The sequence below is a fragment of the Sutterella faecalis genome (assembly GCF_006337085.1).
Taxonomy (GTDB): Bacteria; Pseudomonadota; Gammaproteobacteria; order Burkholderiales; family Burkholderiaceae_F; genus Sutterella; species Sutterella faecalis.
In genome coordinates this window covers 273,349-287,854 of sequence record NZ_CP040882.1, presented here as the reverse complement: position 1 = coordinate 287,854, position 14,506 = coordinate 273,349, and the positions used below count along the sequence as shown (strand labels likewise).

Genomic DNA, 14,506 nt, shown 5'->3' with positions numbered 1-14,506 from the left:
AGAAATGACTGAATGCAATCACACTTCGCGGAAGACCCCCATTCTGGAGGTAAAGAACCTCACGGTTGAAATCTCCACCCGCGGCAAAACGCTCCGGGCTTTGGACGGCGTCGACTTTTCCATTGCCGAAGGCGAAATTCTCGGCATGGTGGGCGAGTCCGGTGCCGGGAAGTCCATGACCGGACAGGCTCTGATCGGACTACTCCCTGCGGGCGCAAGGATCACTTCGGGCGAACTCTGGCTCGAGGGAAAGCGCATCGACAATCTCCCCGACCGTGAACGCGAGCGTCTTCGCGGCAAATCAATCGGCGCGATCTTCCAGGATCCCCTCACGTCGCTCGACCCCCTCATGAAGGTGGGCGAGCAGCTCGTGGAAACCATCCGGGCGCATCGCCCGGAGATGCCGCGCGCTCAAGCCAAAGCGCGCGCGATTGAACTTCTTCGCGAAACCGGGATTCCCTCGCCCGAAGTGCGAGCGGAACAGTATCCGCACCAGTTTTCGGGCGGCATGCGCCAGCGCGTCGTGATTGCGCTTGCGCTCGCCGCGGATCCGAAGCTCATCATTGCCGACGAGCCGACCACGGCGCTCGACGTTTCGATTCAGGCGCAGATTATTTCGCTTTTGAAACGCCTCGCGCACGAGCACGGCGCGAGCATCATGCTCATCACCCACGACATGGGCGTGATTGCCGAAACGGCCGACCGCGTCGCAGTGCTTTATTCCGGCGAAATCGTCGAAATCGGCAATGTCGCCGACGTCATTTCCCGTCCGCAGCACCCCTACACCAAGGGGCTCATGGGTTCGATCCCCGACATCCATGCGCCGGGCCTCTGGCTCGAACAGATTGAAGGCTCCATGCCGGACCTCGCCGACCGTCCGAAGGGGTGCCCCTTCCATCCGCGCTGCCGCGCGGCAATGGAGAAGTGCCGCGAATGCCGTCCGCCCCTTGCCTCCATGGGCACGTCGGACGCCGCATGCTGGCTCGCGTCGCCTACCGGCAATGCCGTTCCGGATTCGCTCGTCCGCTTCCATCCGAAGCGCCGCGACCTCGGGAAGGAAGCCGGGAAGCGTGAGGAGGATCTGAAGAGCGCGAAGCCGATTCTCAGCCTCAATGACCTCTCCTGCACATTCGACGTTTCCGCTCCCTTCCTCACGCGCCTCATCTCAAGGCTCCCCAAACAGGAAGTGAAGGCCGTGAGCGGCGTTTCCTTCGGCGTGAAGCGCGGCGAAACGCTTGCCCTCGTCGGCGAATCGGGGTGCGGCAAATCCACCCTCGCGCGCCTTCTTGCGGGGCTCTATAAGCCCACCGCGGGGAGCATCAATTTTGAAGGATTCCTCGAGAAAGCCTCGGGCACGCCCGACTTTGACCGCGACATCGCCGGCCGCCTCAACATGATCTTCCAGGATCCCTACGCGAGCCTCAACCCCCGCATGCGGATCGCGGACATCATTGCCGAACCTCTCGAAACGCTGCACCCGGAGTGGCCGAAGGACGCGGTAATGAAGCGCGTGCGCGAGTCGGCAGACCTCGTGCGGCTACCTGAATCCGCGCTTGCCAAGTTCCCGCACCAGTTTTCGGGCGGTCAGCGCCAGCGTATTTCGATTGCAAGAGCGCTCGCCGCGCGGCCCGAGTTCCTCATCTGCGACGAACCGACCTCAGCGCTCGACGTGTCGGTGCAGGCACAGGTTCTGAATCTCATGAAGGAGCTTCAGCTCGAATTCGGGATTACGTATCTCTTCATTTCCCACAACCTCGCCGTTGTGCACCACATGAGCGACCGCGTGGGCGTGATGTACTTAGGGAAGCTCGTCGAGCTCGCAAGCCGCGACGATCTTTTCCGGAATCCGAAGCACCCCTATTCCCGGATGCTCCTCGATGCGATTCCGCATCTCAAGGAAACCGGCAAGGCCCGAACGCCCGTACAGGGCGAAGTGCCGAGCCCCCTCAATCCCCCGTCAGGCTGCGCCTTCCACCCGCGCTGCCCGAGGGCCACGGAAATCTGCCGGACCACCACGCCGCAGTTCAAGGGGATCGACATTGTTTCTGAGAGCGGGACATCGGGCGAAGGAGCGGCGACGCGCTACTGCGCCTGCCATCACCCGCTCTGAGGCGCGGAGCCGACCGCGCGCAATAGCCGAAAGCCCGCGCGCCCGCTAATATACGGTTCGTTTCTGTTCTCTGAAGAAGCGGACCGTATTTTTTTGCGGGCGCTTTTCTTCCCCGGACAGCAAATCTTTTTTCCACGCCCGCGCGCATGAGCAGAATCGGCTCGAAAAGCCCCTCGCCCTGCGCGCCTATGAAGGACCAAACAAAATGGAACGACGCTGGGAGCCGATCAAGGAATACTCGGACATTCTCTTTGACTTCTTTGAGGGCATCGCCCGCATCACGATCAACCGTCCTCAGGTGCGCAATGCCTTTACGCCCGTCACGGTTGCTCAGATGTCGGAAGCGCTCACGATCTGCCGCCAGAGAAACGACATCCGCGTGGTCGTCCTCACGGGTGCCGGCGACAAGGCCTTCTGCTCCGGCGGCGACATGCATGTGAAGGGCATCGGCGGCTACATTGATCCGACGGGCGTGCCGCGCCTCAACGTGCTCGACGTGCAGAAGCAGATCCGGTCGCTTCCGAAGCCCGTCATTGCCATGGTGAACGGCTTTGCAATCGGCGGCGGCCACGTGCTGCAGGTGGTCTGCGACCTCTCGATTGCGAGCGAAAACGCGATCTTCGGCCAAACGGGTCCGCGCGTCGGCTCCTTTGACGCCGGCTTCGGCGCGAGCTACCTCGCCCGCTGCGTGGGTCAGAAGAAGGCGCGCGAAATTTGGTTCATGTGCCGCAAGTACTCCGCCCAGGAAGCCCTCGAGATGGGACTCGTCAACAAGGTGGTTCCGTTCGATAAGCTCGAGGACGAAGTCGTCGACTGGGCAAAGACCATGATGCAGCACAGCGCCCTTGCGATCCGCATGATCAAGGCGGGCCTCAACGCCGAGCTTGACGGCCAGGCGGGCATTCAGGAGCTCGCGGGCGACTGCACGATGCTCTACTACATGACTGATGAAGCGCAGGAAGGCGGCCGCGCGTTCCTCGAGAAGCGCGCCCCGCAGTTCAAGTTCAATACGGATCCGTCGAATCCCTGATTCTTTTCTGTAATCCATAAGAGAGCCCCATCGTCATGCCGTCAGACCTGATCCGCATTCGCGGCGAGAACATTCCTTTGAGCGAATTCCAGCGCCGGGGGACATCCCCCGGCCCGAGACTCGTGAAGGCGCTCGGGGAGAATCCTCAGGGGTTTGATGTCGACATCGCGCGCTTCCTCGAGGCGTTCCTCGATCAGAGCCAGACCGTAACGGTTCACACCTCCGGCTCGACCGGAATGCCCAAGGCCTTTCAGGCTGAAAAGGCGCGCATGCGCGCGAGCGCCCGCATGACGATCGGCTACCTTGGATTGAAGCCCGGCGACACGAACCTTCTTGCCATGCCGATGAGCTACATCGCGGGGAAGATGGTGGTCGTGCGCTCCGTCGAATGCGGGCTCGATCTGATTCCGGTGACGCCCTCGCGGAATCCCTTCGAGTCCATCACGGACCCGATCGACCTCGTTGCCGTGACGCCCATGCAGGCGACGTCGATCCTCGCGGATCCGAAGTCTGCGGAAGTGTTTTCGAATTCTCGGAACATTCTCATAGGCGGGGGCGCTGTCGATGATCTTCTTTTCGGGAAGCTTCAGTCCGTCAGGGGACGCGTCTATTCGACCTACGGCATGACGGAGACGCTCTCCCACATTGCGCTCCGGCGCTTGAACGGGCCCGAACGCGAAGCCGGCTACCGGCCGCTCCCCGGAGTGGCGATTTCGCTCTCGCCCAAGGGCACGCTCGTCATTCATGCGCCCGCCGTCTCGCCGCGCCCCCTCGTTACGAATGACATTGCGCGTATCAATCCTGACGGCTCCTTTACGGTTCGCGGACGACTCGACAACGTCATCAATTCGGGCGCAATCAAGCTCCAGATTGAAGAGATTGAAGCGAAGCTCAAGAAGGTAATGAAGGTTCCCTTCGCAATCAGCTCCTGCCCGAGCCACCTCTACGGCGACGAGGTCGTGCTCGTGGTTGAAGGAAAGCCCGAGGACGTGGATCTCGAGGCGGTGCGAAATGTCCTTGAGCGCTACGAAAACCCCAAGCGCCTCATAGCAACCGAAAAGCTCCCGCTCACCCACACGATGAAGCCCGATCGCCCGGCAATCCGGATGATCGCCCGGAACGCGCTGCCGCTTTAAAGCTCAGCAGCCCCCGGCAGAGAGCCGCTCTACAACGTCTGAAGCCTCCCGGTTGGTCACTCCAAGCTCCACAATGCCCGTCACGAGTTCCCGACGGATCGTGAGGCAGCCCGCCTGCGTCAGGAGCGCGTAAGGATAAGCGTCGCCACAGCGAAGAGGAGACGCAAGCGTCCCGACTTCAACCGCGATTTCCCCGATCAAATCCTCCGGCAGGAGAGGCCCTTTCACAGCCGAATGGTTTTGGAGAACCAAAGGCATCCCGGAACTGGCGAGCCAATAATTCCGGAAGCCCGCTTCCGGCCTGGCGAGAAACTCGAGTATGGACGCAGGAGAGAAGACCCTGGTCTTCGCCCGCCGATCAAAGGAAAACCCGCCGTAATGGGTTTCGAGCATAAGGAGAAGTTCCCGGCGCGATAAGCCGAGCGCAGATTCCGCTCGCTTCAGGTCGGAGGCAAACCAGGTTTCGAGCTCTTCCTCCGTGAAGCCGAGCAACGTGCCGAACCAGGCATCCAGAGTGATGTCCGTGACGGAGTTCAATTCCGAAAAAAGGCTGCTTCCCCGGAAGTTGGCGGTACCGGTCATGAGGAAGAAGCGAAGTCTTCCTTCATTCGCCTTCACTACGGCATAGAAGCGGCTCAGGAGATTTCCCGCCGCCTCAAAAAGCGCCGGGTCATCAAGGAGTGAAGCGAGCGGCTGATCGAAGTCGTCCACGAGAAGCACGAGCGACCCGGGCTCGAGATCGCTGAGCCATTCTCCGAATTGATCGAAGAACGAGATGCCGCCGTCCTCCGAAGAGAAGCGGAATCCCGCAACGGCAAATCTTGTGAGGATGAGGCGCTGAAGCGCCGTCTCAAAGGCTTCTTCCGATCTCAGGCCTTGCAGCAGGGAAAAGTCGAGCCGGACGACCTCATGAATTCTGTTTCGCCAGAGGGATTCCATGGCAAGGCCCTGAAACTCCCGCAGGCCGAAGCGAAAGAGCGACTCAATCGCTGAGACGAGAAGCGACTTTCCGAAACGAGGGGGACGCATGAGCAGAACCATGCTGCCGCTGCCGGCGCAAAGGTCAAAGATGAGCCTCGTTTTGTCCGCATAGACCCGATTCCCGCGCCGCAGCGCGGCGAAATCCTGATTCCCGGCAGAGGGCGGCCGAGGAGAAGTGACCTGCATGATTCTTCTTCCTTTTCTAGTCCTCCGGGATTCTACCTGTCTCGATGCCGAAGGCTTTTCTTACGTCGTACACTTTCTTCAACGCACTCAACTTCTACGACGCTCCCATGCTCTCCGCCATTCTGAGTTCGCTCTCCAATACGCTCGTCCTCCTTTTTGTCGGCGGCTTCGGCTTCTGGCTTGCCTGGCGCGGGTTCCTTGACGTGAAGCAGCGCGGCTTCGTCGCAAAGCTCGTCAACTTGTCCATCCCATGCTTTCTCTTTTATTCCGTCACGGGGAAGTTCACGCAGAGCGAGCTCCTTCGCGTTCTCGAGATGGGCTTCATCCCGTTCATCACTGTAGCAATCAACTGGGCCGCATCGATTCTCATCGTTCGCATGGGGCTTGTGAGAAAGGAGTGGCACGGGATCTTCATTTCGTGCTTCACGTCCTCAACAGTTCTCTTCGTCGGCGTCCCGATGACGATGGCGCTCTTCGGCGACGTCGGGATCCCCTATCTTCTCGTCTACTTCTTCGCCAACTGCCTCTTCATCTGGACGGTAGGCCTCTACAACATTCAGTTGGACGGCGTGTCCCGCGCGCATCACCAGAGACCGAAGCTCATTTCGCTTCACTCCATCCGGATGCTCTTTTCGCCGCCGCTCCTTGCCTTCATGACGGGCGTCGCGGTAGTGCTTCTCGCGGTCCCCGTACCGCAGTTCATTTCGGGCACGGCAAAAGTCATTGGTCAGATTACGTCGCCCCTTGCCCTCATCTTCATCGGCATGACGATTGAGTCGCTCGGATTCGGGAAGCTCAGGCATCTCCCGCGCGAGATCTGGTTCATTCTCGCCTCCTGCTTCATTCTGCGGCCCGTCGTCATGTTCATCGTGACGGGGTTCTTCGACATGGAGCCCATCATGCGGCAGGTCTTCGTCGCTTCCGCCGCGCTTCCCGTTTCTTCCGTCGTTGCCGTACTCGCGAAGAGCTACGGCGCGGACGAGGAATTCGCATCCGAGGCCATCGGAGCATCAACGCTCGGCCTCGTCATCATTCTCCCCGTCCTTATTCTCGCGCTCACGTTTATTTGACGGTGCCGGCCTTGAGGCGGATCAGGCGTCTCCCGTCCGGCATGAAGTCGCGCCGGGGCTTCACTTCATTGGGGCGGCCGACGCGCCTCAGGTACCTTCTCGAGCTCCCGCTCATGTTCCAGCCGACTTCGCGCCCGCGACTCTGGATGCGGCTCTCAAGGCACGAAGCGCAGTGCGTGGGTTCGTCCTCGAGGCAGGGCTTGTTGTCATAGAGCTGGTAGCCCTTTCTGAAGCGCTGGGGCGAGAGATTCGGCATCACGACGTTGCAGCCGTATTCGATGCCGAGCTCGCGCCCGTCGTCGCGAATGGCCTGAAGCGCCGTCGCTGCGGCAATGTTGACGGGGCCGAGCACGAGGCGCGTGACGGCAATCATGTTGAGCGCGAGCTGCATGAGGGCCTTGGGCTCCATTTGTCCGAGCGCCTCAAGGTCGTTCCCTTCGCTTCGCAAATAGGGCCCCATACCAATCATGTCGACGTCAAGCTTCTGGAAGGTGCGGATGTCGCGGCAGAGGTCTTCAAGCGTCTGCCCAGGAATGCCGATCATGACGCCGGTGCCCACCTGGTAGCCCGCACGCCTCAGGGCCCTCAGACACTCGAAGCGGTGCTCGAGATTCTTCTCATTCGTCCCGGGGGTGGAATGAAGCATGTGAAAGAGCTCGGGGTTTGACGTCTCAAATCGGGCGAGATAGCGGATCGATTCCGGATTCCCGCAGGCTTTGGCCCAGCGGCGGTAGACCTCCTCGGTCTGGTCGCCGAGCGAGAGCGTCACGCCGACGCCGTTCGGCAGGAGCGGGCTCTTCGTTTTCTCGTGGATTTCGCGCAGGCACTCGCAGATGAATTCGATGAACTTTTCATCATGCCGCTCGCCCGACTGCAGGCACACGGATCCGTAGCCCTGACGCGCGGCCCAGACGGCCTGCTCGACAATCTCCTCCTTCGTCATGGTGTAGCGCTTCACGGCGTGATTCGCCTTCCGGATGCCGCAGTAGCGGCAGTTGGCCGTGCAGATGTTGGAGAGTTCAATGAGGCCGCGGTAATAGACATAGGGGCCCATCAGCTCCGTCGTGCGGCGGAAGGCTTCATCCTTCAGCATCCGGCAGTCTTCGAGGTCGGTGAGCCCGAGAAGCTGAACGATGTCTTCGTCAGAAAAAGTTGTCTGGGAAAGAATCCCGGCAAGCTGTGTTCTGTTCATTATTTTTGAGGTCGAAATTTCTGATGCCGCGATTTTGCATCATTTCAGGTCGGAGAGCGAAGGTTTCCCGGGCTCTTAGCGTTTGCCCGCGGGTGCTCCGCCTCCTGAACTACCTACAATAGGATGCTGTCGAGTGGGTCCACGTCATTTTGAAGGAGCCTTCTGATGCCCGTCTTCCTCATCGTCGCGCTCGAGCACCCGCGCCGTTTGGGCCGGCTGATTGCCCGCGCCATTCCGGAGCCGAGGAACCGCTACACGCTTCCCAACTACACCGGGTTCTACGTCTGGTTCAACGGCACGACGCTTGATCTCGCGAGGCTTCTCGATCTTCCCGGAACAGCAACCCCTGAGAATTCGCCGAGCCCGGCCGTCATTCAGATGGTCTCGGCCTACGGCGGCTACGCGCCGGACGAGCTCTGGTCGTGGCTTCGCTTCAACGTCAAGCGCGAACCCGATCCGGAAGAGGAAAAGTGCGCTTCTGAGGCCGCGGCAGCTGCAAGGACGGCAGATTCCCTTGGGCAGGAAGAAGCCGCAAAGGCCATTCTTGAAGCACCGATGCCGGCTCCCCGCAAAAGGAAGAGAAAAAGAAAGAAGACCGAAGCGGAAAATTCCGGGGAAAAGTCCCGGGGCGATGCGAAGGCGCTTGCTCCTCAAGCGCCCGACACGCCTCAGGAGGCTGCGTCTGAGAATCCAAAGGCATCCATCCGGCAGAATCGACGCCGGAGAACGAAGCGGACGAAACTGCAGACCGAAGTCTGAAAGCCTTCAGTCGCTCTTCAAAGCCTCGCCTTCGACCGGCCTCTTCGCAATCCGCAGGAAGCCGGTTTTCCCATTTGAAGGAGATTTCCCGGAGGCTGGGGACATACAAAATTTTTGCGCACGGACCCGTTTTCCTTCTCCCATTTTCAACACTTTAGTAGGAAAATGCGTATTTGCGATGAGGCTCTTTCTCAATTTGAGCTTCCGCTCCTCTCTAAGCCTCTCCCTGAAGCTCCCCGATAAAGCGCATTTCAGACATGCTTTTCCCCGAAAACCGATTCACGGCAGCGCCCGAGTTCTCTGAGCTCACGCCGGAACTCCTTTGCGGAGCTCCGGGCGACGACCCGCGCTATTGCTGGCTTTCGGGCCGGAGAGCATCGCTTGCGGCTCCTGAAGGCGACGCGCTTCTCATGAAGTTCGGCGTTTCAGGTGCCGAGACCCTGCACCTCAAGCCCGAAGATGCGGCGAAATTCCTTTCGCTCGGCCGCTGGGACGGCGTCTGCGTCGAAGACCCTTACCAGGAGCTCGCGGCCTCGATCTGCGGCCACCTCACGCAGGAGGCGCGTGCCGCGAGGCGCGTCAATCTGCTTCTTCGCGAGGGCGACGGCACGATCTCGGGCGACTTTACGCTGGGAACGGGCCTCTCGAGGCTTCTCCCTTCGCTCGGGGTGGAAATCAGGGACTGCCGGGCGCTCATTCTGACGGATCCGGACCCTGCGCCCATTGCGGCGGGCCTGAGCAACCTCCTCACCTACCTCGGCGCGCCGAGGATGGTCCTCAGGGCCATCGCGAGTCCCCTTTCGGCCGCAGACATCGCGAACATCCCGGGAATCTCCGATACGACGCTCCTCATCAACGCGTCGTCCTTCGGCAAAGCTCCCGACCTCGAAGCCATGCCGATTGAGTCGCCGGATGTGCTGAAGCTTTTTCCTGCACTGGCAGCCGTCCTTGATCTCGTCGACGACCCGATCCGCACGCGGCTTGTCTGGAATGCGCTGAGGCTTGGGCTTCACGCCCGGAGCACGCTCGGGCTTCGCGTCATTGAAGCGCGCGAAGCTACTGAAAGCTTCACGGGCCGCACGCTTCCCTTCCCTGCCGCACGCTCCATCCTGGCCGACATCCGGCGCGACGCCTCAAACATCGTGCTGATCGGAATGCCCGGCTGCGGAAAGACCACGGTCGGGAAAGTCGTGGCTGCCCGCCTCATGCGCGAATTCGTCGACATCGATACGCTCGTTGAACACCGGGTCGGGAAGTCCTCTCAAAGGATCTACCGCGAGGACGGGGAGGAATTCTTCCGTCTTCACGAAACCGCCGTCATTGAGTCGCTCGCAGGCCAGCACGGCCTCGTGATCTCGACGGGCGGCGGCGCGTGCCTCAAGCCCCGAAACCGCATGCTCCTCGCGCTGAACGGCACCTTCTACTGGATGCAGCGTCCGCTCTCGAAGCTCTCGACCTACAACCGCCCCATCCCCCAGGCGCGGGGCGTGGAAGCGCTCTATGAAGAACGCGCGCCGATTTATCGGGACCTGGCCGAGCGCATCATCACGGTGAAGTCGGTCGAAGCAACTGCGGCCGAGATCATCGGCGAGTCCTCCGCCACCCGGGGCGCTCTTTGACGGCCTCTTCGGCATAGAAAGACAAGCCAACGGCCATCTGCACCGTAAATCTTCGAGCTCTGCTTTAACCAAATTCAAGCCGCAGCATTTTCGCAGCGGATTTATTCCGCTCCTTCCTTAAACTTCAGTCTTTTATAAAAGGGATCTGTCGCCCTGAGGCGAAGGAATCCTGATAATAAAAAGACTGATACCGCCCGGCGAGGTTCTCCCATCCGCTTCCCCCGCGGCTTCATCGCACCCTAAAGGAATACTCATGGAATCCGCGCTGACGTCGCCGTCTTCAATCGCGCACATTCTGCTTGTCTACGCCTTTGTCATCTCCCTCGGACTCGCGCTCGGCCGCATCCGGATCTTCGGGGTGTCATTAGGCGTCACGTTTGTTCTTTTCGTCGGACTTGCCGTCGGCCACTTCGGCATCGCGATCGAACCCCATGTGCTCGGGTTCCTGCGCGACTTCGGCCTCATTCTCTTCATCTTCTTCATCGGCCTCCAGGTCGGGCCTTCGTTCTTCTCGAGCTTCCGCTCGGGCGGCATCGTCATGAACGGCCTCACCGTCGCCGCAATCTTCCTCTCGATTCTGGTGACGCTCCTTCTCTGGGCATTTTTCGGGGGCTCCATCGACCTGCCTGCATTCCTAGGCGTTCACTATGGTGCCGTCACCAATACGCCGGGTCTCGGCGCTACGCAGGAGGCGCTCGCCGTCATGGGATACAAGGGCGAGGACATTGCCGTCGCCTACGCCTGCGCCTATCCGCTGGGCGTCGTCGGCATCATTCTCTCGGCCATCCTCATCCGCCTCATCTTCCGCATCAACCTTGCCGACGAGGACAAGGCCTGGGAAGCGGATGAGGCCGACAAGAACGATGCGCCGATCTGCTTTCACGTAGAGGTGGTGAACGCGTTTCTGAACGGCCAGACCCTGGAATCCATCCGCAAATTCATCGGCCGCCCGTTCGTCTGCTCGAGAAGAAAGGTTGCGGATTCGGATGTCATCACGAGCCCGGGGCCCCAGACGCAGGTGAAGACGGGCGACATTCTGCGCATCGTTTCGCAGGGTGAAAACAAGGACGGCATCGTCGCCTTTTTCGGAAAGGAAGTGAACGACGTCGACCTCGCGATGCCGCATTCGCCGGTGCATGCAGAAACCGTCATCGTGACGGATCCAGCGGTGAACGGTCTGCGCGTGAAGGATCTGCACCTCTCCCACTACGACGGCCTCAACATCACCCGCATTTATCGCGCGGGAATGGAAGTCTTCCCCTACCGGAGCCTTCATCTTCAGTTGGGCGACCGCCTCAAGATCGTGGGTCCTGAGCGTGCGATCGCGCGCTTCTCCTCGCGGGTCGGAAACCAGCAGGGGAAGCTCGACCACCCGAACATCATCTCGATCTTCGTCGGCATCGCGCTCGGCATCCTTGCCGGCATCCTCCCGATCGCCATTCCGGGCGTTCCCGTTCCGGTGAAGTTGGGTCTCGCGGGCGGTCCGCTCGTCGTCGCGATTCTGCTCGGCCGCTACGGGCCTTCGATGAAGCTCGCCACCTATACGACCAACTCCGCGAGCCTGATGCTGCGCGAACTCGGGATTGCCTTCTTCCTCGCGAGCGTGGGTCTTGCGGCGGGCGGCGGGTTCGCCGACGCCTTCATTTCCGGCAACGGCTTCCATTACATGTTCTTCGGCGTCATCATCACGATGGTGCCGCTCCTCATCGTCGGCTGGGCCGCACGCAAGATCTTCCGCATCAACTATCACTCGATCGTCGGCATGATGGCGGGCGCTACGACGGATCCTCCGACGCTTGCCTATGCGGCAACGCTCTCGGAAAAGAACAGCTCCGCGGTGGCCTACTCCACGGTTTATCCGCTCGCCATGTTCCTGCGCATCATCACAGGCCAGATACTGCTCCTCATCTTCTGGTCGGCGGCGGCCTGACGGCTTCTCTGAAAAACTTCTTTCTATCAACAGCAAGGGCCGGCAAAATCGCCGGCCCTTGCTGTTTTTTTAGCTTCTGGCTGCTATTCCAGCCCGACAGTCATCAGAGGTTTGCGCCTTCGGCAGCATTGCCTTTCTCAGCTCCCAGCGTCTTCGTGAACCACGCGACAACCCGGTCGATCAGAGGCTTCTGGTACCAGGGTAGATCGCCGTGACCGGCGTTCTCAACGAGAAGGTAGTCGGCCGGCACGTTCTTTTCGCGAAGCGCCCGGTAGAGCTTCGCGCTCTGGGAGGGCGAAACGAGCTTGTCCTCAGCGCCATGGAGAATGAAGAAAGGCGGTTCCGTCCCGTCGATGTGGCCGAGCGGGCTCGCGGCCATGGCCTTCTTAGGATCAGCCATGATGGATTCGCCTGCATAATCGCGGAAGGCCGGGCCGTTGACGAGGAGCGCTTCCGTCACGGCGGGCGACTCGTGAACCTTCTGGGTCGCTTCATCGAAGCCTTCTCCGATCGTCATGAGATCCGAGATGCCGTAGATCGAAACGACGGCCTGAACGTCGGAAGAAACGTTCGTCCAGTCTCCTTTGTCGAAGGTCTTTTCGCCGTTCGTTGCGCCTGCCATTTCGACCAGATAGCCGCCCGCGGAGTCGCCCAGGATGCCGATGCGGTCGGGGTCGACCCCGTATTCACCGGCGTGCGCGCGAATGTAGCGAACGGCCGCCTTCGCATCCTCAAGAAGCGCCGGGAACTTTGCCGGAACCGGGCGGTACTCGGCAGCCGCAACCACGAAGCCCGCCTCAGCGAGCGCGCGGCGCATTTCGGCAAATTTCTCATGGTCGGCAGACGTAAAGCCGCCCCCCGGGAAATAGATGACCGCAGGCTTCTTTTCCTTCGTGCGCGGGATTTCAAGCGTCATGCGAAGCTGCTTCACGGCGCGCGTGGTTTTGATCTGGCTAAAGATAACGCCCGAAATCATGTCGATCTGGGGACGCGCGGCATCAACGCGAATGACTTCAGCACCTTCGGTCCAGCCGGGGAGCGCGGCATGCGCAGGAGCGGAACCACCTGCTGCTGCGATCGATGAAGCAAAGAGAAGCGAAACGGAAAGCGCGAGTGCGGATTTGCTGAGCATGAGAGACCTTCCTCCTGAGTCGGCGGCGTAGAGCGGACGGGACGGGCTTTAGAGCATCAGAAACCCGAAGCGTCGACGCCATTTTGTTTTGATGGATCGACCTCAAGCATACCGGTCTGGAGGCAGCCCAGACATACAAGCACTTGGGTGCTGGTGTCTCTTTTCCTCGGAGAGCCGATGCGCGCTGAAGGCCTTTTAAACGAAATTTCTTCTCATCGCTTCCAGGACCTTAACGACTCCGGCATCTCCCGAAAAGGAAAAAGCGAGGCATGACCCGGAATCCCGGGGCCTCGCTTTTCAAGCATGACGTGTTACCGGTCGCTTATGAAGCCATCGGCACGAGGTGCGTGGTTTCCGGAATCGGCAGCGCTGCCGAAGCTGCAATGCGCGCAGCGTAGGTTCTGCCGCCGAGCTTCACTTCCTCGCCATCGGCAAAGGTCTTCCCGCGCGTAATCTGCATCATGGCGGCATCCACCATGAGCGCACGGATTTCAAGCGGCTTCAGGGTGCACCCGGTGATCTCCACTTCTCGCACGCCGAAGCGGTCGAGCCCCACGGTGTAGCCCGAGAGCCCCTCGACGTCGTTCTGCTGCCAGAGACCAAAGTAGATGAGGTTGAAGATTGGGAAGGCCTTCTCGGAATCCTGCATCGTGAGGGCCGCCTTACGGTACACCTCGGGCGCAAAGAGCCTCGAGGCCGCATTGACGGCGCGGGCATTGGGCTGCTCGCAGAGGGACGCGAGAACCTTCATGGCAGTGCGGGCATTCTCGATGAGGGACGCCCCTTCCGCAATCACAGCGACTGCGAGATACGCCTGGTGCGCATGGGCGACATCCACGGCTTCGGGCCAGTCATGGCAGTTCTTCGCCTGTTCGTCGGCCGCATGGTCGGGAACCGGACGGGGCTCGAGACCCACCACCACGAGGGAGCCGTTCACGCGGAAAATCCACGGTTCATGAGGCGACTGCGGAGGTTCGCCCGCATTGATCTGCCAATCAAGAAGAAGAGACTGCCTCAGATGAGAGGGTTCCCAGGCCGGTACCGAGAGAAGCACCAGTCCGGTCATCGGATAGTCGGAAGCCCTGAGGGGCGTCTCAGTGTTGGAGCCGGCATGGGCCTCAAGCTGCATGTCTGTCATGTCTCTGAAAGAAGCGGGAAAAAGAGAAAGATTAGCCCGAATTGAGATGGTTCGCAAAGAAAATTAATTAACGAGATTTGTCCTTTCGTACTTAAACACCTGCTGAAAGTGTAGGATTGAGAAATCTCTTGCCGCGGCTCTTTCAGGGATCTTTCCCAGCCGCATCCTGAGCCGCTGATGTGCGGACTTTCTCTTTCCAGGTGAATGAGCCGGTCCCGGAAAT

The 14,506-nt window shown here is 60.4% G+C and carries 11 protein-coding genes; 7 read left to right on the top strand and 4 right to left on the bottom strand.

Features of this window, described 5'->3' with window-relative positions:
- The first annotated feature begins 4 nt into the window (after nucleotides 1–4).
- The 3 genes from FG381_RS01140 to FG381_RS01130 all read left to right on the top strand — a co-directional run bounded on the left by FG381_RS01140 (nucleotide 5) and on the right by FG381_RS01130 (nucleotide 4,276).
- Entirely contained in the window at nucleotides 5–2,110 is a 2,106-nt protein-coding gene (locus FG381_RS01140) for a dipeptide ABC transporter ATP-binding protein (protein WP_139687142.1), read from the top strand.
- Between the two features lie 205 nt (nucleotides 2,111–2,315).
- On the top strand, nucleotides 2,316–3,140 hold the full coding sequence (gene menB, locus FG381_RS01135; protein WP_139687141.1) for a 1,4-dihydroxy-2-naphthoyl-CoA synthase: 825 nt from the start codon (nucleotides 2,316–2,318) through the stop codon (nucleotides 3,138–3,140).
- A 35-nt stretch (nucleotides 3,141–3,175) separates the two neighbouring features.
- Nucleotides 3,176–4,276 (top strand): AMP-binding protein, encoded by a 1,101-nt coding sequence (locus tag FG381_RS01130; protein ID WP_139687140.1) that lies wholly within the window; start codon nucleotides 3,176–3,178, stop codon nucleotides 4,274–4,276.
- Between the two features lie 3 nt (nucleotides 4,277–4,279).
- On the opposite strand, the gene FG381_RS01125 is transcribed toward FG381_RS01130, so the two are convergent.
- Nucleotides 4,280–5,443 (bottom strand): AAA family ATPase, encoded by a 1,164-nt coding sequence (locus tag FG381_RS01125; protein ID WP_139687139.1) that lies wholly within the window; start codon nucleotides 5,441–5,443, stop codon nucleotides 4,280–4,282.
- Nucleotides 5,444–5,487: 44 nt separating this feature from the next.
- Here FG381_RS01125 and FG381_RS01120 point away from each other — a divergent pair, with 44 nt between their 5' ends.
- Nucleotides 5,488–6,513, top strand: coding sequence for an AEC family transporter (locus FG381_RS01120; RefSeq protein ID WP_226960293.1), 1,026 nt, complete (start codon nucleotides 5,488–5,490; stop codon nucleotides 6,511–6,513).
- Here FG381_RS01120 and hydE read toward each other — a convergent pair.
- The gene (gene hydE / locus FG381_RS01115) at nucleotides 6,506–7,705 is read right to left on the bottom strand and encodes a [FeFe] hydrogenase H-cluster radical SAM maturase HydE (RefSeq protein ID WP_139687138.1); all 1,200 of its coding nucleotides are present in this window, start codon (nucleotides 7,703–7,705) and stop codon (nucleotides 6,506–6,508) included. The genes FG381_RS01120 and hydE overlap by 8 nt on opposite strands.
- A gap of 165 nt (nucleotides 7,706–7,870) precedes the next feature.
- Between hydE and FG381_RS01110 the strand changes: the two genes are divergently transcribed.
- From FG381_RS01110 to FG381_RS01100, 3 genes are all read left to right on the top strand, one after another.
- Complete coding sequence (locus FG381_RS01110; RefSeq protein WP_139687137.1) at nucleotides 7,871–8,464, top strand: hypothetical protein; 594 nt, start codon at nucleotides 7,871–7,873, stop codon at nucleotides 8,462–8,464.
- A 257-nt stretch (nucleotides 8,465–8,721) separates the two neighbouring features.
- Nucleotides 8,722–10,083, top strand: a complete 1,362-nt coding sequence (locus FG381_RS01105) for a shikimate kinase (protein WP_139687136.1) — start codon at nucleotides 8,722–8,724, stop codon at nucleotides 10,081–10,083.
- 253 nt (nucleotides 10,084–10,336) lie between these two features.
- The gene (locus FG381_RS01100) at nucleotides 10,337–12,013 is read left to right on the top strand and encodes a putative transporter (RefSeq protein WP_139687135.1); all 1,677 of its coding nucleotides are present in this window, start codon (nucleotides 10,337–10,339) and stop codon (nucleotides 12,011–12,013) included.
- A gap of 103 nt (nucleotides 12,014–12,116) precedes the next feature.
- On the opposite strand, the gene FG381_RS01095 is transcribed toward FG381_RS01100, so the two are convergent.
- Together FG381_RS01095 and FG381_RS01090 are read right to left on the bottom strand one after the other, a co-directional pair.
- The gene (locus tag FG381_RS01095) at nucleotides 12,117–13,145 is read right to left on the bottom strand and encodes an alpha/beta hydrolase (RefSeq protein WP_139687134.1); all 1,029 of its coding nucleotides are present in this window, start codon (nucleotides 13,143–13,145) and stop codon (nucleotides 12,117–12,119) included.
- A gap of 322 nt (nucleotides 13,146–13,467) precedes the next feature.
- On the bottom strand, nucleotides 13,468–14,283 hold the full coding sequence (locus tag FG381_RS01090; RefSeq protein ID WP_139687133.1) for a hypothetical protein: 816 nt from the start codon (nucleotides 14,281–14,283) through the stop codon (nucleotides 13,468–13,470).
- Nucleotides 14,284–14,506 lie beyond the last annotated feature (223 nt).